The following is a 25,716-nucleotide window of genomic DNA, read 5'->3' on the forward strand; positions in this document are numbered from 1 at the left end:
TATTCCATGATCGGGTGTGTTTAAAGTGAAAAGATTCATTAGTTCCTTAACTTATACTGTTGTTTTGGTGTTCTTATTTATAATAGCATCGAATTATCAAATGTTTTTAAAGGAACAGTACACCAGAACTTTTAATATGACACCGTACATTATATTTTCAATTATTTATCCTATTATTTTCGGAATGCTTATAAATTTAACTAAGTTAATAAGAGAAATAAACAAAAAAGGAAAGTGGAGTATAGATTGGATTAAGTTGATTGCTGTTGGAATTCCTCTTTTATATATTACACTTGCACCGCATCTTTATTTTTCTTCTATCGGTAAACATCTCTTATTCTTAGCTGATATTTATCGTACTGGTGACGGCGGAATACCTTTGATTACTATAAGCGGAGTATTCTTTGGATATTTGTTGTTAGATAGTATTAAGAAAAGGAATTGATTGTATATCTAAAAAGTAACGAGTGCAAGAGTTGTATTAGTAGATCGACATTTATTCGATCTTTTTATTTGCAGATTAGAAAGTATAACCACTTTCTTACTGTATAAGTGCAAATAAGGCAATTCGCCCAAAGGCTTGGCGAATGTCAACTTTTCTAATGTTTACTATTTCAGAAAATTGCGATCATACTAACTAATAGCTGGAATATTATGTTAAAATTTATTATGTTAGAGCTTGTTGTGCTAATGAAGCAGGATTGTTCAAGAAGAGATAAATATAATTGGGGAATTAAAATGAAATATTTATTGAAGTTAAATGTTATTAGCATGATATATGCTTTGATCATATTTATTCCAGTTCAACTTATAGTGAATGTTTATAGAATAGGCAGGCTAACAAGTTGGGAAATTGGCACGATAAATATTTTAACTGGTGTTATTCTTCTAATTGAAGTAACAGCTGGCACAATAATACTTTATCTCTTAACAAAAAAATGGCTGAATGGGCGAAAAGCAAACCTTTGGACTATCATTTTATGGATACCTTATTTTGTGCTTTTCATTTATGTTTTCGTAACTTTATTCCTGATAACTTACGGTGGTGACGACCCAAACCCTGCCTCTGGTCTTTTAATAATTGGAGGGTTGATAGTGTACCCGTTTTATATTCTAATTCTTAATTCCTTTAGTATGATACCTGACGAAAAAACAATTAAGACCTCTTGATAACATAGGGTTGTGAAGAATGTCCTTAAATCAACGGGGGCAAGAGTTGAATAAGGAGTCGAATCCTTGTTCAACTATAACAGCAGGTTTGTTTTACGAAAATTATTAAAGGAGAGATTGTTTTATGGAAGCTGCTAATCCAGCGGGTTTTGGGAACAGGTTTTTAGCATTTGTTTTAGATTTTATAATTATATTTTTGGTGACAGGAATTATTTCACACCTTCTATATGGAGTGTTCTATGATGGTGAAAACTACTACCTTACTGATACGTTAGGAATGTTTTATACGATGTTATTACCTATTTTATGGTCTGGGTACACATTAGGAAGAAGAATGGCAGGAAATCGTATCGTTAGAATGGATGGGAAAAAAGTTGGAATCGGCACAATGATATTAATAGTTATAGTAGCGGCAATTGCCTATACTCTTACATTGGGTCTTGGTTTGATTGTAAGTGCCTTTATGGTAGGGGTAAGAGAAGATAAACGTGCGATTCACGATTTTATCGCACGAACATATGTGACAACAAACCCACCAACGAATTACTAGATTGTGAAAGATGGAAATTAAACAAACGGGTGATTTAACACAATAAGATACCAGCATCCTTGCTAAACTATAGAAGCGGGTTAATTGAATAACAAACCTTTTAGAAAAAGTATTATATGTTAGTTTGTCAATAAAATAAATTATTACTTATGGAGGGATTTGGTGTCTTTAACTTACTTATTTCTGTTTTTGGGAGGATTAATTTTAGGATTGGTAGTATGGTATTTAGAAAAGAAAAATAAATGGTTCAAGAATTTGTCTAGACAGACTGTTAATGCTTTGTTTTTAGTATCACTAATTGTGATTATAATAGGGTTAACAATGGTATATGCAGACGTTGTTAAAATAGGAATTTATATATTTATTCCGATATTAGCTGTGTTTTTGGTAAGAAAAACATTTATATATGTTCAAGCTAAAAACTAAACTTTCTATTTTGCATTAACTGATGCGATTGTTTAATAAGAGATCGGCTTATTGCACTATCGCAGCAAGTTAGCTCAACAAGGAAGATGAGTTAAACGCATTTTAAGTTGTGAAAATTAATAGCCTATTATTACTCTCACTTGAGGGTTTATTTGATTGTGTTTGGAGGGGGATTATGATTAATCAATTTAAGGAAAAAATTGCAATTGTTACGGGTGCTAGCCGCATTAATGGTATTGGAGCAGCTATTTGCAAGGAGTTAGCTGAAACTGGTTACCATATCTTTTTCACTTATTGGACGGATTATGATAAAGGGATGCCTTGGGCAATAAATTTAGATGAACCAATGAAATTAGAAGCAGAATTAGTAAAAAAAGGTGTTAAGGTTTCTCGGATGGAATTGGATTTAACTAAAAATGATGCACCTGAACTTCTTATAAATAGAGTGAATGAACAACTTGGTTATCCTGATATATTAATTAACAACGCAGCATACTCAACAAATAACGATTTTTCCAATCTTACTGCTGATGAATTAGATAAGCACTATATGGTGAATGTTCGTGCAACTACACTATTAAGTAGTAAATTTGCTCAGAACTTTAAGAAGGAATCTGGAGGAAGAATTGTTAATATTACTTCAGGTCAGTTTAAAGGACCTATGCCTGGTGAATTAGCATATGCAACAACGAAAGGAGCAGTTGATGCTTTGACCGTTACATTATCGGCAGAACTTGCCACTTTTGGTATAACAGTCAATGCAATTAACCCTGGACCAACAGATACTGGGTGGGTTACAGAGGAAATAAGGAGTGACCTAAAACCGATGTTTCCCTTTGGTAGATTAGGTGAACCAAGGGATGTTGCAAGAACCATTAAATTTCTAGTCAGCGATGACGCGGATTGGGTTACAGGACAAATAATCCATTCAGAAGGCGGATTCATAAGATAAAAAATAAAGCAAATGGGCTCTATAACAGTGCATTCCTGTTTATTCAAACTTAGAGTTTTTAGTTATATTGTGAAACTCTGTACTTAGAAACGGATGCTATGCCATCGTTTTCTCTAGTTCAATAAATGGCAGTTTAGTTAAATAGAGATATAATTTTAAGAGGGGGGATTATTATATGGATGCCTTTAGTGCTATTTGGAATCTTGCATTCTTCGTTTTAATTGTTTACTTAATATCAAGGGTAGCCCACCATTTTAATAACAATAAGAAAAAGCTAAATGAAATGGATAAAAAAATAGATGAAATAAAGGAGATTATCTCTAAAGAAGATTCATAACAACAACAATAATTGAACAAAATGGTGCAAGAGTTGAACAAACGACCAAAAGTCTAATAAGTAGTCTGGAGGGTGTTATTCAAGTAGATATAGGGGGGTAATTATGTTAATAATTTTACATATTATTTTTTCGGTAGTTGCCATTTCTTTTGCTGCATATGGATTGATTACGAATAACTTTGAGTTTCAGCATTATATGATATTTTTCCTAGGGTTATTGATGTTAGTCATGGGAATACAAGAATTTAAAAAAGAACGAAAAGTGCTTGGTTGGCTATTAGTAGTTGTTTTCTTATTTTTGCTATTTGTATCAATCAATTCATGGCTTTTTTATTGAGCTATGCAAGCGTTTAATAAGGGATTGGTAAGTTTCAACCTGAGCTAACTGGAAAAATAGTTCATTAAGGGGAAACTATTAGGCAGTTTTATCGTCCCATGTGATAGGGGGGATATTTTTGTGAAAAAATTATTGTTTATTATTTTAATTACTTTAATTCTTGGTGCTTGTAGCCAAACTGACACAAATTCAGGCGAATCGGATACAAATACAACCAGTTCTGCCACTGAGAACATGCCAAGAAAAATGCCGGAGAATTTTAATTTTTCAGTTCAGTTTGGTATGGCAAAAAAGAATGAAATTAACACTTTTGAAGGAATTGTTACGAAAGATTTAATAGCAGATGGAACGGCAACCGCAGAAATAACCTTTACCGATGCAGAAATGAGAAAGATTTACAAGAAAGTAAAGGAGATTAACATAGATGAATTGACCAAATTTACGCCCGAGCCTGTAAACGGATCGATTTGTACCCAAGAACCGCACGGAGAAGATGAATGGAAGATTGTCATCAACGACGAAACAATAACACGTTTCTTATCATTGAAATACTGCGAACCAACCAACGATGCAAAAAAACTAATTCAGTTGCGAAATTATGTACTTAAAATTGTTAAAAGTAAGGATGAATATCAAGTACTTCCCGATGTCGAAGGATGGTATGAATAAGTGCTTTTACTTTAATAAGGCGAATGCCCCCTAGTTCCAGCACCCTTGATTAACCATAGTAGCAGTAAAGTTTAATAAGGGAGGGATTTTTTGAAAAGGTTAGACAGGAAACATACGAGTTGGATTTTGCTATTCTGTATCTTAATACCACTTTTTATACCAAGTGATTTTTTTAATGGAAGAATGGGAAGTTATACTTATGGCTTTCCCTTAAAATATATAACGGTATCAGCCAGAACCTAACAGTGTATGGTTTTTCGATAACTTTTTTAACGGAAATGCCGGTATGGCAATAAATCCTGGTACTTTTGTATTAAACGTAATTATCATTTATTTAATAGTTCGATTCATAGTTGGTAAACTTAAGAAGAAAAAAGACTTAGATTTAAATGTACAATAACAATCTCTTATTAAAAGTCACAACAATACTTAACTAAGTAGATTGACTTTAGAGTCGGTCTTACTTTTGTTTTTTGTTCAAAAACCACGGATTACGAATTGGAATATCATGTTAATTTTAAATATATAGTCATTGAACTAACTGGCATTTCTGTGAAAGAATAACTTTTATCAGGAGGTGGATTTTTGTTCAATAATTCTCGTAAAAAATGGGTGGTTTTGCTGACTCTTTTATTCTTAATAGTAGGTTTTTTATTTTATTTTTATTTTGAGGGAGGAAAATCTTATAAAAGTAGTTCAATGATTTTTGAGATTGATAAGAAAGAACATCATAATGAATCTGGAAAATATATGAGAATGTGGGTTACAGGCTCTAATGCTAACGATAACAATCAAAATAAAGAAAGATATAAGGTGATGATTGAAGACTCAAGAATATATAATCTGTTAGAGGAAGGTATTGAATACTTTGTAAATATTCAAGGTGTAAAAAAGAGGAATCAATCAGAATATAAATATACTTTTAGTCAATTAGGTTTGGTTGATGGATCACAATTGACAGGAGAAGGAAAAATTGAATGAACTAATGGCTGCGATTCTTCATTAAGTGAATGAATTTATTATTTCTTATTCCAGTAACGCAGCAGACTTGCTTTAAACAAAGCAATATATTTTATTTTAAGGAGGAATTATGTCGCAGGGTATCTTTGGGTTTTGTAATAAAATATTATTTCACTTTAAGTTTTGGATTCTTCATTATCTTGTACTCTTGACTATCGGTATTTATCTCTACCATTTTTTGATTAGCGAGGTACCTACATACATAAAGTATTCCAATATATCTTTAATATGTTTAGTTATAGGAATAAACACTATAAAAAATGAAGATAAAAAACTGGGTTATACCTATATTGGCTTAGCATTGTTTGGGACTTTTATTGTGATTAATGATTTATTAGCTATAATCTCAGACTAACACCCAACATTCGTTGACATCAGATTTAACGATATAGAGGTATCGATGCAGCAACTACTATCGCTTTTTGTTCTAAGGGGGGGCAGAAATTCATGAAAAAACCTTATAATATTATTTTAATTCTTGTTTTATTGGTAAATGTGATTATGGGGATTGTATTATTTCAGCAGAATGCTAAATTGACTAAATATGAACACATCATTTCGAACCTTGAATATAAAATGGAAGATTTGGATGATGCAATTGAAGGAGATGTTGTTCCCCGCTTAGAAAAGATTTTGAATGAACATAGTTAGGTTGGATTTGCACTCTTATTCAATCAGCGACGCGCTGTCGCGTAGAGAGTTAAAATGCATAAGTGAAACAAAGGCGTTCGCCATTAAAGTTTGGCGATAAGCAAGTTATCTAATATTATTTGTTAAGAAACTCCTATTACTTATGAAATATTATGCTAACATTAATAAATCGATATTGAACTATCTATAAAAGGGGGGAGAGTTATTATGAAGTACATATTCTTACTATTATTAATAGGTTCATACTTATTGGCGTTTTCAGTAAATTTGATGCCATCAATTAAACATCCTGATTCAAATATCGACATTTTAAACTCACTTGTAACGATATTGTTTATGGTATTGTTACTAACGTATTCTAAAAAAGGAAGTAGAATATTGAAGACTTTTTCAATGTTCGGGGTCATATCAGGTGTAATTGTATTTGTAATCACAACATTTGAGCACGATATGATTGGGAATGGTATTTTAGATGTAATAGCATCAATACAGTATCCTTTTTATCTAATCTTTATCACACCTTTATTTGGAGGCAATATCCTATTTGACCTAAGTTATGGGTCCTACTCATTGTTGATGTCGCTGTTTTATGGTGCTGTATTCGTTTTGTTAAAAAAGAACTGAGCAAATGCTTCATATAAAAGTGTAAAATTAAAAAACCACAAGAAGTGGTTTTTTTAATCTCGCATTGCTCCTGCCTCTCGAGAAGTCATTGCACCTTGTCCTTCGCTTATATCTTTTTGGATTTCTTTTTTCACCTTTTTAGGATCGGTTCCGGCAAATCCTGGCTTCATACTTGACCTCATATTTTCATTAGCCTGTTTATCTTTTTGCATATAGACCCTCCTGTATTTAGATAGAAAATAAAAGTGGCACATCCTCTTATAGGTGTTTCTGCTATCTAACCATTTGTTTATAGAATGCCTTAAAAGTGGCTTCTTATTCTAACGCAAGTCTGTTGAACGAATATTATATTTGTGGTATAAACCACATTTTTCGGTCCCAGGTTCTTTCCTTTGATAAGGAATATGGTGATAGACTTAACAATTAAAATACCCCACAATAAGTGGGGTATTTGTTAATACCTATAGGCGCTTTCACATGTATTAGCTATTGGTTCATAATAGCAATGTTGTTTATATTGTCCTGTAAGTGGTTGGCCGTACCATGTAGGAGGACATTCACCAGATGGATTAAAATACCAAAGAGCAAACTTTGCAGGATGTTTTCTCCAATATTTTAAAACTTCTCTGGCTAACTTTTTTTCCACACCTCTTGCTGGACTATAAAATAAACTACCCTTTTGTACTGCTTCAAAAGAATAATTTCCTCCTTGTACTTGAAAAACCACTTCCCGTATTGACCGTAAATCTTGAAAATCTAAACAATCAGCTCTTGCTCGATTTACAATTACATTACCAACCATCAGCATTCCCAGTCGTCCCTCGCCCACGGCTTCTGCCCTCATCATTCTTGCTATTAAGTTAACGTCATGATTGGTATATGCTACTCTTGGCATTTTCATCACCTCTTATAAAATTGTATGAAAAAAACTTTTAAAAATGTAAGCTTTTCGCAATCTTTATCTGATTGGGCGTGTACCACTTTCATAAGACTTCATTGACATGCAACTATATGGTTGCGTATAATTGGTGTATGTGGAATAAAGACGCTATATTCAAAGCACTCAGCGACTCAACTCGGCGGCTGATATTAGATGAACTATCTGAACGTAACGAGCTGACATTATATGAACTTACAGCACGCCTTGTTATGAAGCACAATCTTTCCATTTCGAGACAGGGAATAGCTAAACATCTTAATGTATTGGATGATGCCGGGCTCGTAAAATCAAAACGAAAGGGGAAATTTCGAGTACTCATGTTTAACAACGAACCACTTAAAAATTTGCTAAAAGGATGGGTTGAGTAATTTTATAACTAATGATGAATGTATAGTTCTTTGGCGGGATTGTTAGCAAAGAACCATACATCGTAACTATAAAAGGAGGAAAAAATTATGAAAATCATTGTCACCAGTATATTCGTTCAAGACCAAGACAGGGGATTAGAGTTTTATACAAAAACGTTGGGCTTTGTAAAAAAGCATGACGAGCCCGCGGGAGCATATAGGTGGATAACACTTGTTTCTCCAGATGATCAAGACGGAACCGAGCTTTTGCTTGAACCGAATGATCATCCTGCTGCCAAAGAATATCAAAACAAGTTATTTGCTGACGGCATTCCTGTAACAATGTTTGGCGTTGCAGATGTTCATGAAGAGTACCAACGATTAATTAAACAAGGCGTTAAGTTTACGATGGAACCGACGGAAATGGGCAAAGTCACATTAGCTGTCTTCGAAGATACATGTGGCAACCTTATTCAAATAATAGAGCAGGAATAACTTTATGACGTTAACCTAATTTCCTTGTCTTGTTTACACAGGATATCACCAAAGCAAGGTGCTTCTATGATGAAGTACTTGGACTTAATCAATTAATGAATCTGGAATTTATTGTGACTTACGGATCGCATAAGAAAATGGATACTCAATTAGTTTCCTTTCAGAAGGGTTGCTCAGGGATACCGGTACCTGATTTGTCGATTGAGGTTGATGATCTTGATAGTGCACTAGCTCGCGTAAAAGAAGCAGGAATTCCAATTGAGTATGATCCAGCTAAAGGGCCGTGGGGTTTGCGGCGTTTTACGTGAGAGACCCGTTCGGGAAACTTATCAATATTTTAATCCATCTATAAATGAATGAGTGAGACACATTTTAAGATGTTACGGGCCAGATTGTTGAATAAATAATATAACATTGTGATTATAGTTATAAATGGCGAACTCAATTTTTAAAGGGGGGAGTCGTATGAATAAGAAAAAAGCATTAATTATTGTTGACGTACAAAAGGCCTTCGATGATAAAAAATAGAGTGGGCGAAATAACCTAACCTGATATCAGATAACGCGGTGTTGCCATTTTTTATGATTATCGCTACGGGCGTGTGGTCGTGTACCATAACGGTGCGTCCTCTTACTATCAACCAGAGGTTTCCGTGGCTCGCTAAGGGTTTGAAGTTTTGCATAGACAGATAAATTTTTAGTTGAGAATGGATATAGCTGGGTAAATGCATTTATCTTATAAAACAGTAGCAGAGAGAGAGCCTTTGAACGACTCTCTCTTATTTATTTTAAGTTTATTGGGTTATTACTTTTCTTCTTGGAAAACTTCCAATGCGATAAATTGTGTGATTTGGCTGCCATTGAAGTTATTATCAGAAACGAGCACCAAGCTATCGTTTCCGTTTGGCAGCTTTTTACCCCAAGTCATTCCTTCTACATTATCCACTTTATCCAAGCCAAGAGTATTGAGATTAACGATTAGCTCTTTTTTTAATGGAGTTACTTCATTTTCACTAATGGACTTCATCCCACTAATATCGGTTGCATCGCTAATACTGATTTTGTAAATGCGGACATAATTACTGTAACTGCCATCATTTGCCTGTACACTGGCACGTTCTAGTACTAAAAGTTCCTGTTTATTAATGGACAATATTTCAGTTACCCCATTGTCTGCATGCATCCCTTCGCCAGGATCTTTTGGAATAGCATCCAATGGATAAGCGTATTCGGCCAGTGCATTTCCCTCTCTGTCATATTGTGTGATCCGTGTTAATGCACCAGACTCTGGAGTTGGCAATGTATCATCCTGTATCAGTGGACCTTCCATTGCTGTCCAGAATGTTTGCCCATCAGCTGAAAACGTACTTCCTTCCAATGCCAAATTGTTGCGAAATTCTTTTATAGATTGGGAATCGATTTTAGATGTATCTGTAACAGAAAGCTGCGATACATAGCTTCCGTCTAATGATGCCTGACGAATAAAAGGGTTTAGGCCAAGGGAACGGTTGCCTTCACTGGTATACCAGATGAGATCGGTCAGAGGATCAAATCGAATTGATTCTAGATCTGGTACGACTCCCTCAATTTGTGATTGATATTCCTCACTGTTTGGATAGACGGTGCCGTCCGGCTGTTTTAAATTGGTTACATCAGTTAGGTTGACGGTTTGAAAGCCCTCGGAGTTATAGTTGACTTTAGCCGAATAAAAGCGAGCTGGATTTATATTGGAGCGGTCATCACTTATAAGCAGCCATTTATTGTTGTGAGGGTTATACGTGATTCCTGAAATTCCTCCAACCACCGTTCCTTTAAAGGTTAGGTTGTAAGGAAGTATAAATGATTCGATCAATCTCATCCGATCAACAGTATGCGTAGGTTCCCTCAATTGACTAATTTTTAAGATTGGTGTGGTTTGATCGGTTCGTGGGCCATTTGCATGGGCGACACTTGAATTAGTGCTCACCATAAAAGTGGTAATACAAACAGCAGCAATTCCTGCCAAGAACCTTTTGTTTCCTATCGCCATTATATCTAACCTCCTCCAAATACTCTTTATAAAATACAGATAAATAATAGGAACAGAAACGTCCCTATTATTTATGATAGATTTCATGCTATACAATTGGCATGCCATGACGATTCAGTGCAGCAGCTTCTAAAGTGGAAATACCCTGAACTTCCGCAAAAGAAGCTAGGTTATCAGAAATCCACGGTCCGTAATTTTCTGGTGGTGCAGCATGTCCCATCATTCTTCCACGGGCTGCATTTCTTCGAGAAAACGGTCCCCAGATTGCTAATGTCAGTCCAGGCGACTGAATATTGACGAACAGGGTCTTCCCGTCTGGCGAAAATGTTGGGCCAGCCATTTCTGAATTATTGAGCACATTCTCAGCAAAGAGATATGTTTCTCCCTCCGGTGTTAATCCGATAATCCTGTCTGATGCACTGCCATCCTCCACGATCCACAAATCTCCCCATGGAGTGATAGTGACATTGTCCGGTGCCTCTAAATCATTATCTGTTGTGGATTCATAAAAGATTTCCAACGTATTGGTCGCCGGGATATAACGATAAACTCTTCCTAATTCTTTTTCGCCTGCGTCTGTATCAGAAAACCAGAATACCCCAGAAACAAAATGACAGCCCTCAAGGCGTGAGAACCGAATGCACCCTTTATTGTGGGCATCCAGGGTAGGTTTTTCAGGATCAACGTCCTTCCAAACGACACCAAGCTTCTGGCTGGAATAATATTCACTCATATGGTTGGAGCTCATTTCTTCAAAAGCTGCGGCCTGTAACGTTCCGCCTTTATGGAGCGATCCAATCTTTTGGCTCCGGTCCTTTGGCACAAATCGATAAAAATAGCTTTCTGGACTATCGTCTTCGGTTAAATAAACAATTCCTGTGGCGGGGTCCACATCCACTGCTTCGTGGGAGAAGGAGCCCATTTCCCTGATAGGAGTCCTGGATAGATTACTCTCTGGGTCATGTGGATCTACTTCAAAAACATAGCCATGTCCTGTTTCAAGGGTTTCTTCACAAGTAATCCACGTTCCCCATGGTGTAGCACCACCAGCACAGTTTCGGATTGTTCCCGATGATGTTACATATTCCTTATGCACTGTACGATCGTTACCCACGATAAGCGATGTTGTTCCACCCGTGTTCTCTTTATCGTAAGGGTTTTTTCCAACTACAGGGTTATCGGTATTTCCGTCCAATTCATGGTTACGTACAAGAACAGTAGTATTATTTTTTCCTGGAAATGCTGCCATCCCATCAAACATGCCTGGAATAGGTCGTCCGTCTGACAGGTTTTTACCTTCTTCAGAAACAATTCGATACTGAAAACCTTGTGGAAGATTCATCACGCCACCCGGATCCTTAACGAGAGGACCGTATCCCCCGAATGAACCTTTTGAGGGAGCAGATCCTGCGAATGCCTTGTTGCTATTAGCGTTTAAGGAAAGTATACCTGTTGTTCCCAATGCTACTGTCGCCGTCGTAATCCCGCTAACTTTTAAAAAATTACGTCTGTTCATGTCAGGTTTTTTATCCAAACAAGACTCCTCCTTTAAAAAATTTGATTGGGTAACTCTTGCTACCTTAATTAAAGCGTAACAAGGAAAAATTAAGCAGATAATAATATAGTGTAAATATTTAGTAAATTCTAGAAAGTATGGATTATTTTATCCAGATAATCATGTTAGACTATGATTAAATAATGATAGATTATAGATCCTTTTCATTCTATGTAGTTAAAAGTTCTTGTCGTAAGTTTCATCTTTTGTGTAAAGACTACATGCTTGAAGAAGACAGCTAGTTAAAAAAATAATTAAAGGATGGTGCCCTTATGTTATCAACGATAGGTATTCCAGGATTAATTTTAATTCTGGTTATTGCGCTAGTTATTTTCGGACCAAAAAAACTTCCGGAAATCGGGAAAGCCACTGGTCAAACATTGAAAGAATTTAAAAGTGCTGCTGTGGATTTAACAAAGGATGACGAAGATGATCCAAAAATACAGGATAAGAAAGAAGATAAAAACGCCTAAATGATTTAAATTTTCATGGGCTGTGGAAAAATAGTTTCTTGATCAGGAAGGTGTAGGGTCTGACCTTACATCTTCATTTACGGCAGAGGGGAAGGATGTTCAAATTGGCGAGGAAGATAAAATGGAGATCTAATAATGATGATGAGATGAATCTCGTCGGACACTTAACGGAATTAAGAAATCGGCTGATTGTAACATTTGTCTTGTTTATTCTGTTTTTTGCAGTAGGTTTAATTTTCGTCCAGGACATTTATGCTTTTTTCATAAATGATATCGAGACGGACTTAACGGTTATTAGTCCTACAGAAATTGTATGGATATATTTCAGTATGGCGGGGCTGGTAGCAGTTGCTGGAATCCTCCCGGTCCTGGCCTATGAAGTTTGGGCGTTTGTGAAACCGGCTTTATCAACATCCGAACAAAAAATTTCATTATCCTACATTCCTTTTCTGTTTTTATTATTTATTGGAGGTTTAATATTTGGTTATATGATATATATTAAACAAATATTCCCGTTTATTCTGTCATTATCAGAGGGGATGTTTGACGTCATGTTAACAGTGGATCAATATTTTAAATTTATGTTCCGTATTATCATCCCATTTGCCATCTTATTTGAACTTCCGATCGTTTCCATGTTTTTGACAACGATTGGAGTGTTGACCCCGGATTACATGCGAAAAATAAGGAAATACGCATATTTTGCCTTAATTGTTATCTGTACTATGCTTACTCCGCCAGATTTAATAATGCCAGTTATCTTAGCCTTACCACTTATTTTGCTATATGAAATCAGTATCTATTTGTCCAAGCTTGTTGAGGTGAAGAAACTTAAACAGGATGAAGACTTACTGAAAGGATAGGAAGAGTGAATTTATAATTAATGACGAATGTATGAGTTTTCCTGTTTTTCAATTGTAGAAAGTAGTATTATGTGAAAAAAGCTGGTTTTCAGCAAATGGGCGTAAGATTAGAGTAAGCATCAAATCTTGAACAACATTTAATAAGAGAATTAGATATTTATGTTAAAATATAAAGAGTTTATGAAATAATAGACAAGTAAAATTTAATCAATTAGGAAACGGGGGATTGAAAATGGATGTAAGATTTCCAATTGGGGAATTACAGGTTCCTGGAAAAGTAACACTTGAAAATGTTCAAGAATGGCTAAAGCAAATCGAAACTTACACGGTTCGATTAAGAGAAACTGTTGACTCATTAAGTAATGAAGAATTAAACAGAACATATCGTGATGGCAGCTGGACAGTTCACCAACTTGTTCATCACATTGCAGATTCTCAGTTGAACATGTATCAGCGTTTGAAGCTTGCTTTAACAGATGATAACCCAACAGTAACAGGTTTTGATCAGGAAAAGTGGGCTATTCAGCCGGATACAAAACTTCCTGCAGAAAGTTCTATTAAAATGCTAGAAGGTATAAACGAGCGCATTGTATCTTTAGGATCTAGTTTAACTGAAGAACAATTAGATCGGGGTTTTACTCATCCGAAAAACGGTGAAATAACAGTTGCATCAAAAGTTGCAAAATTAGCTTGGCATGAAGAGCATCACTTAGCCCATATAAAAATTGCATTATCAAAATAATACAATACTGTATGGAATTGGCTTATCGAACTCGGTAAGCCAATTTTTTGGAATAAGATCTATTCAACTGTATTCATCTGAATGATTCAGTATTAGATACCCTTAATGGATTATTTTTTAATATAGATTTTCGGTGTGTAAAAGCTTAAAATATGGATAAGTTGATCTCCCATGTAAGAGGGGAATTTTTAAATCATTGTCTATCCACTCAAGTATTAACCCAATAATGCCATGAATACGATAAGTGCTAAAAAGATTAATATCAATGTTCGGGCCAATCTCTGAAACTGAGAGTTCGAAATCGCCTCTAAATAACTGATCCAACCTAGCAGTCATTTTTTCACGGAAATTATAATTTGTTTTCGAACTTAACATAAGTTTATATAAATCCTTGTTCTTTAAAAAATGGTCAAATAAAACAATTGAATTAGGTGATAAATTTTTAAACTCGACTTCTGTTAAGTCTTGATACGGTTTTCGAAAAGATTCTTCCATCTCCTCGAAAATATCTTCAATTATCTCATTCAAATATCTCATTCAAAAGATCTGTCTTTTGTTCGTAGTGGGCGTAAAAAGTTCCGCTATTGTAATCTGCTACATTAACGATTTCAGTTATTGTTATGTCCTCTGTCATGAATGTTATGCGCAATAATACAGAAGAAAGTGTTGAGCATGGCTTCGAACCAAAGGAATATCCTTTCTATTAAATGCTCGAAAAGGAACTAGAGGAATTCGAACAAGAAGACGTGAAAGACCTGACGCATATCGTTACAGGAATAATCAGAGAACACGCTGTCATTGACTGGACTGTAAAGGATGATGTCAAACGTGAAATTCACAGGCGAATTAAGAAGAAACTACGAAAATATAACTGCCCTGGTGCAAAAGTAGAAGCACTTGCCATACAATTGATGGATCCTGCTGAAGTACATTATAAACATACTGCATACTAATGCACCTAGGCACGACACATCTACAGTTAATAGATTAAAACGTGTACAGTGGTATCCTGTGTTATAACCATAGAAATTTATATAATATTAAAAACAGTTCCATGTTAGTGCATGGAATGGTTAAATAGCCAATCCCATCCAAAGGGTGAGGCACATTAAGGGATAACTCCTTATGGCTAAGCTAAAGCACATGTGGGGTAATTTCAATCGGTATAGAAAGGAAGATTAGGAGTTTTAGTAAAATTACTAGAGGAAATTATGATTTTGTAAAACACTTGGATCAATTATCAGCTGGTTATGAAATAAAACAAATAGTAATCTGATTTATTAAGACTTGCCTGAGTAAACTTCGCGGGGTGATTTTTTGTCAATCACTTGGATCAGCATTAAGTGAAGAGGGTTTAACTTTTTTGGGGCTTGATTGATTTTTGTCGAGCACCCAAGTTCCTCCAATCTTTTTACATTGCACATGATTATTAGCACAAAGGTTTTTGATATAGCCAGGTGATAAATCCCATAACAATGAAGCCTCTTCGACACCCATAATATCTTGTAATGGTCCCATCTTTCACCATTTCCTTTCACCTTTAAATGAAACAATATTTTATCATCACTAGTTTAACTTACCAACACCTGGAGGGATATTTCAGCCCTAGTGGATAGCATAAAAATAATGGAAGTACATAAAACTTACCTGTCATGGTTAACTATTTGGTTGCTTTCCTGCGAAGACATTTCCGAACAGTGCTTCGTTGCAAGCCATCTAAGAAATTCCTTCTCCTTATCAGTCAGTGAACGATTAAGCTTTCTTTCAAATTCGTCGTTCATTCGTCTGAAGTGAGTCCTGTCCCAATAGGTCAACCTATATACCCCCATTCAGTTTAAGAAAATCATCGTTCTTTTAATAGTTTTGCAACCTTTTCCTGAATCTCATTCAGAGCGCGCATAAGAACTTTTTCTTGTTTTTCCATACGCTCCATTAGTGTCTGATTGTATGCTTCATGTCTTTTTTTAAATTCCTGTATTTCTTTATGTAGGTCGTTATAACTCGCGTTATGACGGTTATACGACAATATATTATCATATATATCGGCATCTGACAAATCATCACCTTGAACCCATGACATTACTGCAGAGGCTGATTGTTTAAGTGTCATTTCAGGGAATTCCTTGATCTCTAATAACTTTTTTAGAGAAATTAAGTCGTTTTCATAATAACCCCGGTGTCCTAACTCATTTTTATGAAACTTATAACCAGCATCCTCAAGCAATAAAACATATTTTCGTAAAGTTGACTCTTTAATATTTAATAAAGCCGCAGATTCGCGGCTACTGTACACCTTTTGCGTTTTTTCTTGATTTCTGTTCAACCTCGCCCCACTCCTCATATATTGTCCTAACAATGAACTGTTTCTCAACGTATAAACACTGCAAAACATTCATTGTTTCTTAGTATTTCTATTGTGTATTTTACTATGTGCGCAATCGCATTTCAATACGCACCGATTTTACGAAAGAGGTATTAAAGCAATTTACGTATGAAGTTAAAAGGCTGCCACGGGGTTTGTACTAGCTATTGTATCCATTACACTGATTTATACACTTGTAAAAATAGTTCAGGCCCTAGAAAATTCAACTTTTAGAATGGCTGTGGGGGCCATTTAAAAAGTTATTTTTTCCACTGATTACAAGTTCACAAACAGAAAAGTCCATCACTTTTAGCTTGAGTGATAAAGGAAGAAAGCTTGATAATTTCTTTCCCTCATTATATGATTGAGATCATACGTTCTCTTCAGGTGTGATTGAAGTTGTTGAAATTATAATAAATGGTGTTTTGTATGACGAAATAACGGGCACATCAAATTAAATGTGTTAAAGAAAAAAGTTTATTTAACGCTAGTTGCAAGAAACTTACACCTAACGGAATACGTCTCCTGTTCTAGCGATGGCATGATAACGGGTAATACATATAAAAAACAAGTTATTAAGATGGAAAGGACGTGTTGGGAACCATGAAAGAGCTTTCTGATGAAGCATTAATTCAAGCATATATAAAAGCAAAAAAGTTGCGTTTAGACCCAGAGTTTATCTCAGTCATTGCAGATGAAATGAAACAACGAAAATTAGACTTGAGTGATCCCGACGCTGATTAGGGTTATGGATATAAAGAAAAAGTTCATTTATTGACTTTTATAGAAGCTGAGATTAGATTTGTAGGTTTATATAATAGTACCTTAATTGATATAGAGTTTGATAAGGTGCTTTTTTTGTGTGCACAAAAAGGTAACTGCTAGTGAAAATTCAGATAAGCTTCATGATAGACATAGTACATTCTGATGGCCGTAATCATCACGAGATAATGCAAACCAAGAGCATGGTACATCTGCTGTTGAAAAATGTTTTCAGAAATACAAACTGTGTTCTAATTACTTTAGTAGTCCATACCATATTAAAAACCGCCCCATGCGATAACATGGAATGATTAAATAGACCAATCCCACCAGAGAGGGAGGCCACAATGATCAGGTAATCCCTAACGATCTAACTTAAGCACAGGAGGGGGTATTTTTCATTTTTCCGGACACAACAAATCAACATGCCGAAAGAAATCATCAGCGTTAGTACACCTTTTATATCCACAAATAGAGCATGGCACCATTGACAGGTATCATGCTCTATTTTTCATCCGACACAATGCAGGGACATTCCATTTACACGGAGCCATTCTTTTCGTTTTTCATAGTCTGGCATAACGGACTTAATTATTTTCCAGAATTCGGCTGAATGATCTTGAACTTTAAGGTGTGCAAGCTCATGCACAACAACATAATCTAACACTTTTACTGGCGCCATAATCAATCGCCAATTAATATAAATATCACCATCTGGGGTACATGTTCCCCAACGTTTATGCTGTGTGCGGAAATTCACCGATTCTGGTGTGACAGCCATAAGTGTTTGGTAATGCTGGACCCGTTCCTGCAGTTTTTTAGCACCATGCTGGCGGTACCAGTGGATAAGTTGCTTTTCTAACGTTTCTTGGACCTGACTTTGTTGCCAATTTTTTGGAACGGTTGCAATGAACCTGCCTTGATACAAGGAAAGATCAGCATTCGTAACAGGCTCGCGTTGGACTTTAAGTCGATAGTTACGTCCTAGGTATGGCAGCTTTTCCCCGCTGACAAATTCCTTTGGCTGAATAGATGCTTCAACTTGATTCAGTTCTTTTATTTTATTAAGAATCCACGGTGCTTTCTTTTTAAGTAAGTCATTAAGATCTTTATCATCAAGGTTATCAGGTGAGTACACCTCGACCCCGTTTACGATAGTTACCGATATTTTCAAGTCTTTACGTTCTTGGTTGTAGCGTATGTAGTCTATAGTTGTTGTTCCGTAATTTAGTGTAGGCATTAGGATCACGAACCTTTTAGTTGTTTATAGGTTTATGATAGCACCGAAATCATTTAAATAGAAGTATTAAAGGGAATAGTACCTATTTCAAGAATAAGGCAAAATTTAGTTTTGATTCAAGAGTCTTACTGTAAGACCTAAAAATCCCTTATATGAAATAGTATTTTCTGCAGACTGCAGGTGGCTAAAATGAAATCTTCACCATTTCTATCACCTTCAGTAAATATGATATAATCAATTACAAGAACAGTAAGGTGGTGATGGCAATTAATCTGGATGAATTAGCAGGAATTGTACGTCAAGGGTTTAAAGAAATGCACGAGAGTTTTGCAGAAGTGAATAGCCGGATAGATAAGGTAGAAAATAGATTGGATAGCGTGGAGCAACGAATGAACGGTCTGGAACATCGTATGACTGGTCTGGAGCAACGTATGGATGGTATCGAGCTACGAATGGATAGAATGGATAATCGGCTAGTTAATATAGAAAATGATGTTTCCTTTTTGTCACGAGGATTTGGGGAACATAGTGTACTTTTAAACAGATTAGTAAATTAAATAATGCTGTACAATTGATGCTGAATATTTCCTAATTTTTATATGGGGGGGATAGAAGCATCTTATTTTTTTTGCAAATTTATCGTCTGTTTACATTCAAAGAAATACTAAACTCTGCTAAAAATAATGGTTTCTTATGTAAAACAAGAGTTGTTAGTATTAAACCGTATACCAATTGTTGGACCAAGGGAAATATTAACATCTATGCTTATAGAATCTACAGTTCATGGATATTAGAATAAGACAATCAACCCATTTAGCAATTAATGAGGGATTATTTCATGCCTGTATCCTCAATTTAGTAGCACTTTTTTTGACGATTTAGTTACATTTAGGAAAGAGGAATTATCTATCAATTAGTTAATGGTACGATTTAGTTGTATGAGAGAAAAGAAAGGGAGATTACATGTTGAAAATAGGAAAACCTTTGTTATCGTTAATCGCAATGGTGTTAATTATTATCAATCCAGTCGGTTTAGCCAGTGCACATTCTGTTTTAGAAAGCTCAACACCTGAAGATGGAGAACAACTAGAAGAAAGCATAAAAAGCATAAAGTTAAATTTTAACACTAAAGTTGAAAACGGAAGTACACTTTACCTGGTAAATAATGCGGGGGAAGAAATACAACCTGCGTCTGTTGAGATAACGGACGATGTTCTGGAAGCAACATTTCAGGATCCGCTTGAACCGGGTTCATATCAGTTAAATTTTGAAATTGTTGGTGCAGACGGACACCCTATTGAAAATCAATTTTCTTTTAGTATAAAAGAACCTGAAACAAAAGAGTCAGAGGAAAATGCTACGCAAACGGAGGATGATCAAACCAACAGCTCTGAAATTCCTAATAACTCCCAAAAAAATGGGGGAGAGGCAGAACAAAAGGACGCATCTGGACAAGATACAAGCATTGCCAATGAGCAATTTTCTTTAGTAAATGGAATGATTATATTACTTATTATTGCAGCTTTAGCGTTATTAGCTTGGATGTTGCTTAGTAAACGTAAAAAATAAGAGGGGGATAAATTAAAATGCTTTTAGTCTCATTCACTGAGTTTATATTGTATATCTGCTTTTCAGTTCTTATCGGTTCTTTGATTCTAATTATGGTTCCTGAGAATAAAAGACCTCCCATGTATATACCGAAAAAGATCCTTTATCTAGCAGTAGGTCTAATACCGATAACAGCTTTTCTGCCAGTCTTCCAAACCGCAAATACTTTAGCAGGTGACGGCAATCTCTGGTTCATTTTAAAAAACGTGATAATGACATTTGAAATCGGGAAAGCATGGTTGTTTATTACATTTGTAACCATCGTCCTGATATGTGTATTACTGGCTAAAAACTTAAAATCAAAGACACATTTAACTACATGGGCACTTGTGCTCACATTGCTAATGCTCTTTGGCTATACAAAGTCAAGCCATGCGGCAACCATTACTGAAGGGTTAGGATTCGTTTTCCATACACTTCATTTTCTGTCAATTACTATTTGGATAGGTATTTTGTTTGTTGTTAGCTGGTTTTCCAAAAATAAAAATAACTGGTTAACGTTTCTTAAATGGTTCACTCCTGTTGCAATAACATGCCTTATCATCACAGTTGTTACAGGTTATTTTACAATGCAAATTGATATTAATTCTTATGATGATCCCAATGCAACTATTATCCAGGAATACCAAAATAGTCTTATTGTTAACTATGGACAAGCTTTAGTCATAAAGCATATATTTATTATTTCACTAGTATTATTTGCTTTCCTCAATGGGGTTATTTCTAGAAAAAAATATAATAACGATTCGTTTAATCCATTGAAGTGGGCAAGGTTAGAAAGTGTTTATGCTTTAATTGTATTTGGATTCACAGCATTCATGGGGCAGTCATGGCCACCACACCAAATCTATAGCTTGATAAAATCCTATGGAGCTTCTCCTTTGTTTACAACAATATATGATGGGGACATCGTAAAAACTATACAAAATGCTGAAAGTACTGGGATATTTAATGTTACAGTAACTTTTGGATTGGAAAGTTATTTGTTATTTGGATTATCTTTTATATTTATGTTATTGACAATTCTCGCAGCCACTAAGAAGAAATCCGTTTTTGCGTCGACATTCTCTTCTTTATTGATGGTTTTATCTGTATATTTTGGAATAATGATGGGAGTACAGTAGTTGAACTGCCATTTTGAATTTATCGTTTATATATTGGTTTACAAAAGATTTTTTATTAATCAGTAGAATCAATTTCATAAATACTTTTATCCAACACTTATCCGAACAATTTTGTGAACTAATGTTTTATCATCAGTTAATGTAAAAGAGGTGCACTTCCACAATGGAATTGCACCTCTAGTCTTTAGAATCAAGCTTTTTATGTGCCGTTATAAGTAACATGAAGATTGCTATTAACATGAAAGCTGTTAACGCCAATAAAGGAATTGTTGCAAATCCAAACCAATTTGTATATTCAGCACTACATGGAACACCGTCCGCACAAGGTTTGATTTTTGCAAAGCCCGGAACTTTTTGCTCCAAATAATGAAAGAGTGAAATGAACCAGCCAATGATTGATAATGGCAGTACATACTTTTTAACCGTTAAATCATTTTGAAATGTGCCAATTCCAAGTATTAAAGCTAATGGATACATTAAAATGCGTTGATACCAACAAAGTTCACATGGTACAAAACCTCTTATTTCACTAAAATAAAGACTTCCAAGTGTTGCGACCACTGAGACTAACCAGGCAAGATAAAGAATTAACTGGCTTTTATCTATTTTAGTCATACCCTAGTTCCCCTCTAATGCATTTTCTATAGCTTTTTTGATTGCTTCATAATCAAATGGATCCTCAATCATTGTTCCATTGATCATAATAGTTGGTGTGAGCTTTACGTCGAATTCTGTTACTAATTCTGTATCCTTATTTACTTCTTTCATTTCTGAATCGTTTTCGATTGCTGATTTTAAATTTTCTGTATCAATGTTCGATACACTTCTAGCGACTTCAAGAATTTTCTCAGTTGTTATCCACTTACTGTCATGATTTTCACTTGGCTGTTCCTTAAAAAGCACTTTATGAAATCCCCAGTATGCTTCAGGGTTTTGCTTATAGACTGATTCGGCAGCAAGTGAAGCTAACTTTGATTCTTCACCGTGAAATAAAACATTTATAAATGAAAATTTCACTTTTCCAGTATCCACATAATCACTAACTAATTGTGGGAAGATGTTTTCGCCCCAAGCTTTACATGCAGGACACTTAAAATCACCAAATTCGACAACGGTTACTGGAGCATTAGAGTCTCCCAAAGTGGGTTGTCCTTCTATTGATGGCTGTTTATCAAGCGCTTTTTCCTCGTTTGACTCGGGATTATTGTTGATCATAACGACCAAAGCAATTAGTAATGCAACAATAACTAATGTGATAATTACAACAATTTTAAATGGCGAATTACTATTTTTCATCAAAACACCTCTTCATATTCTTATGTAATGTTAATACTATCATCAATCTTTCTATAATTTGAGCCAAACAAATATTGTTCAATCAATTTTCACAATTATTCATTCGTTTGACACACATATTAGATATTGCTAATATGATGTTAACAAAACACATTAGTGATGTCTAATATAAGTGGGGGATACCGCATGATGAAGGTTGATATGGATACGAAGATGAAGTTTTTGCATGGTTTTTCACATAAAACAAGAATTCAAATACTCGAATCTATAAAAGAAGAGGAAAAAACAGTTTCACAAATTGTTGATGTTCTAGATGGCAATCAATCAAACATATCTCAGCATTTGGCGTGTCTAAAAGGCTGTGGGCTTATTGTAGGGAGACAAGACGGTAAATATGTGTTTTACCGGGTACGAAATCAACTGGTACGCGATTTATTGACGATGTTTGATGTTGTGCTAGAAGACGTTCAAAACGACGTTACTTATTGTGAAAATCATATTGAATGAGGTGGAATAATGGCTGATAAATGCTGTAGTTCAGAGGAAGAACTTATACCCGCAGAAAATAATAAATGCGATTGCAGTAGTCAGAACGAAAAGGCGGTTACAACTAGAAAAGAAGAGAACAGTTGTTGCAGCAGTCAAAATTCATTTCAAGGAATAGCAGTTACTGCTACCGATGAATCTTGCTGCAGTAGCAAAGAAAATGATGCCACTTTGGAGAAATCAAGCTGTTGTCACAATCAAGTTGAAGAAACGCCTAATAATAACACAATATCTGACAAAGGTGAAAAAGTTGAGTATCGGATACACGGAATGGATTGTCCTTCTTGTGCTCTAACCTTAGAAAAAGGATTAAGTGGGGTAAAGGATGTCCAAGAAGTAAAAGTAAATTACAATACAGCGAAGTTGCAAGTATCAGGCAGCAGTGCCCTTTCTCTTGATAGTATAGAAGACAAAGTTCAAAAACTGGGGTATACGGCTGAGCCCATGAAACAAAACAAAAATAGCAGAACATATGATGTTGTGGGAATGGATTGTGGTAGTTGTGCTAAAAGTATTGAAAACCATTTAAGTTCTATATCATCTGTTAATAATGTAAGTGTTAATTTTTCAACCGGAAAAATGAAGGTGGATCATGAAAATAGTATCGATGACATCGTTTCAGAAGTGTCAAAAATCGGTTATAAAGCCTCTTTGCTTTCGGATGGCAATAAAGCTAAAGCCGCAGAAAAGACGAAAGGCAAGGGAGGATACGGATTAATTACCTTATCTGGTATATTAATCGCTCTAGGCTTCATCGGCTCGTACGCCGGATCACCCACAATAATATCAACTATTTTATATGCGGCTGCCATCGCAATTAGTGGCTATAAGCCTGTAAAAAGTGCTTATTTTTCTGTGAAAAGCCGTTCGCTGGATATGAATGTTCTGATGTCTGCTGCAGCAATTGGAGCTGCTTTGATCGGGGAATGGTTTGAAGGTGCAACAGTAGTATGGTTATTTGCATTGGGTACTGCACTCCAAAATAGGTCAATTGAGCAAACAAGGAAATCTATCCGGAATCTCATGGACTTAGCACCATCAGAGGCATGGATTAAAATTGGATCTGAATTAGTTAAAAAGCCAGTAGAAGAAGTTTCGGTTGGAGAAATTGTTATTATTAAACCTGGTGATAGAATTCCGTTAGATGGCGAAATCATCCAAGGTGATTCCAGTGTTAATCAGGCCCCAATAACGGGAGAATCTATTCCAGTCGATAAATTAATTGGAGATACAGTTTATGCTGGAACGATTAATGAAAGTGGTTCGCTTGAAGTCAGGGCAACTAAATTAGTAGAAGATACAACAATTGCAAAAATCATTCATCTTGTTGAGGAAGCCCAAGAGCAAAAGGCGCCTACCGAAGCATTTATCGATAAATTTGCAAGTGTTTACACACCTATTGTGTTTGTTTTAGCATTAGCTGTAATTGTTCTACCACCACTTTTTGGTTTCGGTGCTTGGGGAGAATGGGTTTATAAGGGGCTTGCATTATTAGTTGTGGCTTGTCCTTGTGCATTGGTTATCTCTACCCCTGTCGCCATTGTTTCTGCTATTGGTAATGCTGCGAAGAATGGTGTATTAATAAAAGGTGGTACGTTCTTAGAAAAAGCAGGAGCTATTAATGCTATTGCATTTGATAAAACAGGTACATTAACGGAAGGAAAGCCAAAAGTTTCTGAAATCAGGACGTTATCGGCCTCAGAAGATGAATTAATATCCCTAGCATTCACATTAGAGGATTACTCCACCCATCCAATAGCAAGAACGATAGTTGAATACGCAAAAGACAAAGGAAACCAGCCTAAAAATGGTGAGTTGTTTAAAAGTATTGTTGGTAAAGGTGTTCAAGCAACAATCGGTGGAGAGATCTATTATGCCGGTAATTTAAAATTGTTTGAAGAACTGAATATAGCATTGGGAGAAATAGAGGCTGACGTAAACGAGATACAGAGTCAAGGAAAAACAGTAGTGATAATCGGAACAGAACAGGAAATAATGGGAATTATCTCAGTTTCTGATACGATCCGCAATACTACTGTCAAGGCGTTAAATGGTTTGAAACAAGTCGGTGTGAATCAGTTGGCAATGCTTACAGGTGACAATGAAGGCACGGCAAAAATGATTTCAAAAGAAACGAATGTGAATCGATATTTTGCAGAACTATTGCCAGAAGATAAGGTGGATGCAATTAAGCAATTGCAAAGTGAAGGACACAAAGTAGCAATGGTTGGGGACGGTATTAATGACGCTCCTGCACTTGCAACATCTGATTTGGGGATTGCTATGGGTGGTGCAGGAACCGATACTGCTATGGAAACTGCTGATATTGTTCTAATGGCAGATAACCTGGAAAGATTGCCACATACAATTAAATTAAGCAGAAAAGCTCTAGCAATTATCAAACAAAATATATGGTTTTCCTTAATAGTAAAATTCATTGCATTGGTTCTTATATTTCCGGGATGGCTTACACTTTGGATGGCAGTACTGAGTGATACAGGGGCTGCAGTGATTGTGATTTTAAATGCATTACGTTTACTAAAAGTCGAAGGGTAGTCAGGAAAACTGTTCGATATCTAAATGAACAGTTTTTCGATAT

The 25,716-nt window shown here is 35.5% G+C and carries 35 protein-coding genes; 25 read left to right on the top strand and 10 right to left on the bottom strand.

All coding sequences use genetic code 11. The features are described 5' to 3' along the window. Window positions 1-25 precede the first annotated feature (25 nt). The 11 genes from ACTWQM_RS17875 to ACTWQM_RS17925 all read left to right on the top strand — a co-directional run bounded on the left by ACTWQM_RS17875 (window position 26) and on the right by ACTWQM_RS17925 (window position 6,736). Window positions 26-445, top strand: coding sequence for a hypothetical protein (locus ACTWQM_RS17875; protein ID WP_443259518.1), 420 nt, complete (start codon window positions 26-28; stop codon window positions 443-445). Window positions 446-654: 209 nt separating this feature from the next. Continuing rightward, on the top strand, window positions 655-1,170 hold the full coding sequence (locus ACTWQM_RS17880) for a hypothetical protein (RefSeq protein ID WP_443259519.1): 516 nt from the start codon (window positions 655-657) through the stop codon (window positions 1,168-1,170). 124 nt (window positions 1,171-1,294) lie between these two features. Next, window positions 1,295-1,720, top strand: coding sequence for an RDD family protein (locus ACTWQM_RS17885; protein ID WP_443259520.1), 426 nt, complete (start codon window positions 1,295-1,297; stop codon window positions 1,718-1,720). A 210-nt stretch (window positions 1,721-1,930) separates the two neighbouring features. Further along, the gene (locus tag ACTWQM_RS17890) at window positions 1,931-2,146 is read left to right on the top strand and encodes a hypothetical protein (RefSeq protein ID WP_443259521.1); all 216 of its coding nucleotides are present in this window, start codon (window positions 1,931-1,933) and stop codon (window positions 2,144-2,146) included. Window positions 2,147-2,321: 175 nt separating this feature from the next. Next, entirely contained in the window at window positions 2,322-3,098 is a 777-nt protein-coding gene (locus ACTWQM_RS17895) for an SDR family oxidoreductase (RefSeq protein WP_443259522.1), read from the top strand. 175 nt (window positions 3,099-3,273) lie between these two features. Then, window positions 3,274-3,435 carry a hypothetical protein gene (locus tag ACTWQM_RS17900; protein ID WP_443259523.1) on the top strand — a complete coding sequence of 54 codons (162 nt, stop codon included), beginning with the start codon at window positions 3,274-3,276 and terminating at the stop codon, window positions 3,433-3,435. A gap of 103 nt (window positions 3,436-3,538) precedes the next feature. Continuing rightward, window positions 3,539-3,772, top strand: coding sequence for a DUF3953 domain-containing protein (locus tag ACTWQM_RS17905; protein ID WP_443259524.1), 234 nt, complete (start codon window positions 3,539-3,541; stop codon window positions 3,770-3,772). A gap of 120 nt (window positions 3,773-3,892) precedes the next feature. After that, the gene (locus ACTWQM_RS17910) at window positions 3,893-4,441 is read left to right on the top strand and encodes a hypothetical protein (RefSeq protein ID WP_443259525.1); all 549 of its coding nucleotides are present in this window, start codon (window positions 3,893-3,895) and stop codon (window positions 4,439-4,441) included. 585 nt (window positions 4,442-5,026) lie between these two features. Beyond that, a complete protein-coding gene (locus ACTWQM_RS17915; RefSeq protein ID WP_443259526.1) occupies window positions 5,027-5,422 on the top strand; it encodes a hypothetical protein in 396 nt (131 codons plus the stop codon). Window positions 5,423-5,908: 486 nt separating this feature from the next. Beyond that, window positions 5,909-6,112, top strand: coding sequence for a hypothetical protein (locus ACTWQM_RS17920; RefSeq protein WP_443259527.1), 204 nt, complete (start codon window positions 5,909-5,911; stop codon window positions 6,110-6,112). A gap of 207 nt (window positions 6,113-6,319) precedes the next feature. Next, entirely contained in the window at window positions 6,320-6,736 is a 417-nt protein-coding gene (locus ACTWQM_RS17925; protein ID WP_443259528.1) for a hypothetical protein, read from the top strand. A gap of 53 nt (window positions 6,737-6,789) precedes the next feature. On the opposite strand, the gene ACTWQM_RS17930 is transcribed toward ACTWQM_RS17925, so the two are convergent. Together ACTWQM_RS17930 and ACTWQM_RS17935 are read right to left on the bottom strand one after the other, a co-directional pair. Then, window positions 6,790-6,948 carry a hypothetical protein gene (locus ACTWQM_RS17930; RefSeq protein WP_443259529.1) on the bottom strand — a complete coding sequence of 53 codons (159 nt, stop codon included), beginning with the start codon at window positions 6,946-6,948 and terminating at the stop codon, window positions 6,790-6,792. A 242-nt stretch (window positions 6,949-7,190) separates the two neighbouring features. Next, window positions 7,191-7,631: a cell wall hydrolase gene (locus tag ACTWQM_RS17935; RefSeq protein WP_443259530.1), complete on the bottom strand. Its 441-nt coding sequence runs from the start codon at window positions 7,629-7,631 to the stop codon at window positions 7,191-7,193. Window positions 7,632-7,768: 137 nt separating this feature from the next. Here ACTWQM_RS17935 and ACTWQM_RS17940 point away from each other — a divergent pair, with 137 nt between their 5' ends. The 4 genes from ACTWQM_RS17940 (at window position 7,769) to ACTWQM_RS17955 (ending at window position 9,182) form a co-directional block, all read left to right on the top strand. Further along, window positions 7,769-8,044: an ArsR/SmtB family transcription factor gene (locus ACTWQM_RS17940; protein WP_443259531.1), complete on the top strand. Its 276-nt coding sequence runs from the start codon at window positions 7,769-7,771 to the stop codon at window positions 8,042-8,044. Between the two features lie 87 nt (window positions 8,045-8,131). Next, window positions 8,132-8,518, top strand: a complete 387-nt coding sequence (locus tag ACTWQM_RS17945) for a VOC family protein (protein WP_443259532.1) — start codon at window positions 8,132-8,134, stop codon at window positions 8,516-8,518. A 29-nt stretch (window positions 8,519-8,547) separates the two neighbouring features. After that, a complete protein-coding gene (locus tag ACTWQM_RS17950) occupies window positions 8,548-8,826 on the top strand; it encodes a VOC family protein (protein WP_443259533.1) in 279 nt (92 codons plus the stop codon). A 266-nt stretch (window positions 8,827-9,092) separates the two neighbouring features. Continuing rightward, window positions 9,093-9,182 carry a DUF4256 domain-containing protein gene (locus ACTWQM_RS17955; protein WP_443259576.1) on the top strand — a complete coding sequence of 30 codons (90 nt, stop codon included), beginning with the start codon at window positions 9,093-9,095 and terminating at the stop codon, window positions 9,180-9,182. A 140-nt stretch (window positions 9,183-9,322) separates the two neighbouring features. Here the strand turns inward: ACTWQM_RS17955 and ACTWQM_RS17960 are convergent, their stop codons facing one another. Beyond that, on the bottom strand, window positions 9,323-10,546 hold the full coding sequence (locus ACTWQM_RS17960; protein ID WP_443259534.1) for an esterase-like activity of phytase family protein: 1,224 nt from the start codon (window positions 10,544-10,546) through the stop codon (window positions 9,323-9,325). A gap of 88 nt (window positions 10,547-10,634) precedes the next feature. Further along, window positions 10,635-12,080: an alkaline phosphatase PhoX gene (locus tag ACTWQM_RS17965; protein WP_443259535.1), complete on the bottom strand. Its 1,446-nt coding sequence runs from the start codon at window positions 12,078-12,080 to the stop codon at window positions 10,635-10,637. A 293-nt stretch (window positions 12,081-12,373) separates the two neighbouring features. On the opposite strand from ACTWQM_RS17965, the gene ACTWQM_RS17970 reads away from it, so the two are divergent. From ACTWQM_RS17970 to ACTWQM_RS17980, 3 genes are all read left to right on the top strand, one after another. After that, entirely contained in the window at window positions 12,374-12,574 is a 201-nt protein-coding gene (locus ACTWQM_RS17970; RefSeq protein WP_443259536.1) for a twin-arginine translocase TatA/TatE family subunit, read from the top strand. A 104-nt stretch (window positions 12,575-12,678) separates the two neighbouring features. Next, the gene (tatC, locus tag ACTWQM_RS17975) at window positions 12,679-13,437 is read left to right on the top strand and encodes a twin-arginine translocase subunit TatC (RefSeq protein ID WP_443259537.1); all 759 of its coding nucleotides are present in this window, start codon (window positions 12,679-12,681) and stop codon (window positions 13,435-13,437) included. Between the two features lie 232 nt (window positions 13,438-13,669). Then, window positions 13,670-14,179 carry a YfiT family bacillithiol transferase gene (locus ACTWQM_RS17980; protein ID WP_443259538.1) on the top strand — a complete coding sequence of 170 codons (510 nt, stop codon included), beginning with the start codon at window positions 13,670-13,672 and terminating at the stop codon, window positions 14,177-14,179. 117 nt (window positions 14,180-14,296) lie between these two features. On the opposite strand, the gene ACTWQM_RS17985 is transcribed toward ACTWQM_RS17980, so the two are convergent. Beyond that, a complete protein-coding gene (locus ACTWQM_RS17985; RefSeq protein WP_443259539.1) occupies window positions 14,297-14,707 on the bottom strand; it encodes a TetR-like C-terminal domain-containing protein in 411 nt (136 codons plus the stop codon). A gap of 179 nt (window positions 14,708-14,886) precedes the next feature. Between ACTWQM_RS17985 and ACTWQM_RS17990 the strand changes: the two genes are divergently transcribed. Beyond that, window positions 14,887-15,132, top strand: coding sequence for a type I restriction enzyme endonuclease domain-containing protein (locus tag ACTWQM_RS17990; protein ID WP_443259540.1), 246 nt, complete (start codon window positions 14,887-14,889; stop codon window positions 15,130-15,132). A gap of 367 nt (window positions 15,133-15,499) precedes the next feature. On the opposite strand, the gene ACTWQM_RS17995 is transcribed toward ACTWQM_RS17990, so the two are convergent. Next, window positions 15,500-15,697, bottom strand: a complete 198-nt coding sequence (locus ACTWQM_RS17995) for a hypothetical protein (RefSeq protein ID WP_443259541.1) — start codon at window positions 15,695-15,697, stop codon at window positions 15,500-15,502. 325 nt (window positions 15,698-16,022) lie between these two features. Beyond that, window positions 16,023-16,502, bottom strand: a complete 480-nt coding sequence (locus ACTWQM_RS18000; RefSeq protein WP_443259542.1) for a DUF3967 domain-containing protein — start codon at window positions 16,500-16,502, stop codon at window positions 16,023-16,025. 642 nt (window positions 16,503-17,144) lie between these two features. Between ACTWQM_RS18000 and sda the strand changes: the two genes are divergently transcribed. After that, complete coding sequence (gene sda / locus ACTWQM_RS18005) at window positions 17,145-17,285, top strand: sporulation histidine kinase inhibitor Sda (RefSeq protein WP_443259543.1); 141 nt, start codon at window positions 17,145-17,147, stop codon at window positions 17,283-17,285. Window positions 17,286-17,814: 529 nt separating this feature from the next. On the opposite strand, the gene ACTWQM_RS18010 is transcribed toward sda, so the two are convergent. Further along, entirely contained in the window at window positions 17,815-18,543 is a 729-nt protein-coding gene (locus ACTWQM_RS18010; RefSeq protein ID WP_443259544.1) for a M48 family metallopeptidase, read from the bottom strand. A 260-nt stretch (window positions 18,544-18,803) separates the two neighbouring features. Between ACTWQM_RS18010 and ACTWQM_RS18015 the strand changes: the two genes are divergently transcribed. The 3 genes from ACTWQM_RS18015 (at window position 18,804) to ACTWQM_RS18025 (ending at window position 21,275) form a co-directional block, all read left to right on the top strand. After that, entirely contained in the window at window positions 18,804-19,100 is a 297-nt protein-coding gene (locus ACTWQM_RS18015; RefSeq protein WP_443259545.1) for a hypothetical protein, read from the top strand. A 409-nt stretch (window positions 19,101-19,509) separates the two neighbouring features. Beyond that, entirely contained in the window at window positions 19,510-20,112 is a 603-nt protein-coding gene (locus ACTWQM_RS18020) for a copper resistance CopC family protein (protein WP_443259546.1), read from the top strand. 17 nt (window positions 20,113-20,129) lie between these two features. After that, window positions 20,130-21,275, top strand: coding sequence for a copper resistance D family protein (locus ACTWQM_RS18025; protein ID WP_443259547.1), 1,146 nt, complete (start codon window positions 20,130-20,132; stop codon window positions 21,273-21,275). 177 nt (window positions 21,276-21,452) lie between these two features. Here the strand turns inward: ACTWQM_RS18025 and ACTWQM_RS18030 are convergent, their stop codons facing one another. Continuing rightward, on the bottom strand, window positions 21,453-21,890 hold the full coding sequence (locus ACTWQM_RS18030; protein ID WP_443259548.1) for a disulfide oxidoreductase: 438 nt from the start codon (window positions 21,888-21,890) through the stop codon (window positions 21,453-21,455). Between the two features lie 3 nt (window positions 21,891-21,893). Next, on the bottom strand, window positions 21,894-22,574 hold the full coding sequence (locus ACTWQM_RS18035) for a DsbA family protein (RefSeq protein ID WP_443259549.1): 681 nt from the start codon (window positions 22,572-22,574) through the stop codon (window positions 21,894-21,896). A 183-nt stretch (window positions 22,575-22,757) separates the two neighbouring features. On the opposite strand from ACTWQM_RS18035, the gene ACTWQM_RS18040 reads away from it, so the two are divergent. Both ACTWQM_RS18040 and ACTWQM_RS18045 read left to right on the top strand, forming a co-directional pair. Next, a complete protein-coding gene (locus ACTWQM_RS18040; protein WP_443259550.1) occupies window positions 22,758-23,078 on the top strand; it encodes an ArsR/SmtB family transcription factor in 321 nt (106 codons plus the stop codon). A 9-nt stretch (window positions 23,079-23,087) separates the two neighbouring features. Continuing rightward, complete coding sequence (locus tag ACTWQM_RS18045) at window positions 23,088-25,673, top strand: heavy metal translocating P-type ATPase (RefSeq protein WP_443259551.1); 2,586 nt, start codon at window positions 23,088-23,090, stop codon at window positions 25,671-25,673. Window positions 25,674-25,716 lie beyond the last annotated feature (43 nt).

The sequence above is a fragment of the Virgibacillus sp. L01 genome, assembly GCF_052246775.1.
Classification (GTDB): domain Bacteria; phylum Bacillota; class Bacilli; order Bacillales; family Amphibacillaceae; genus Lentibacillus.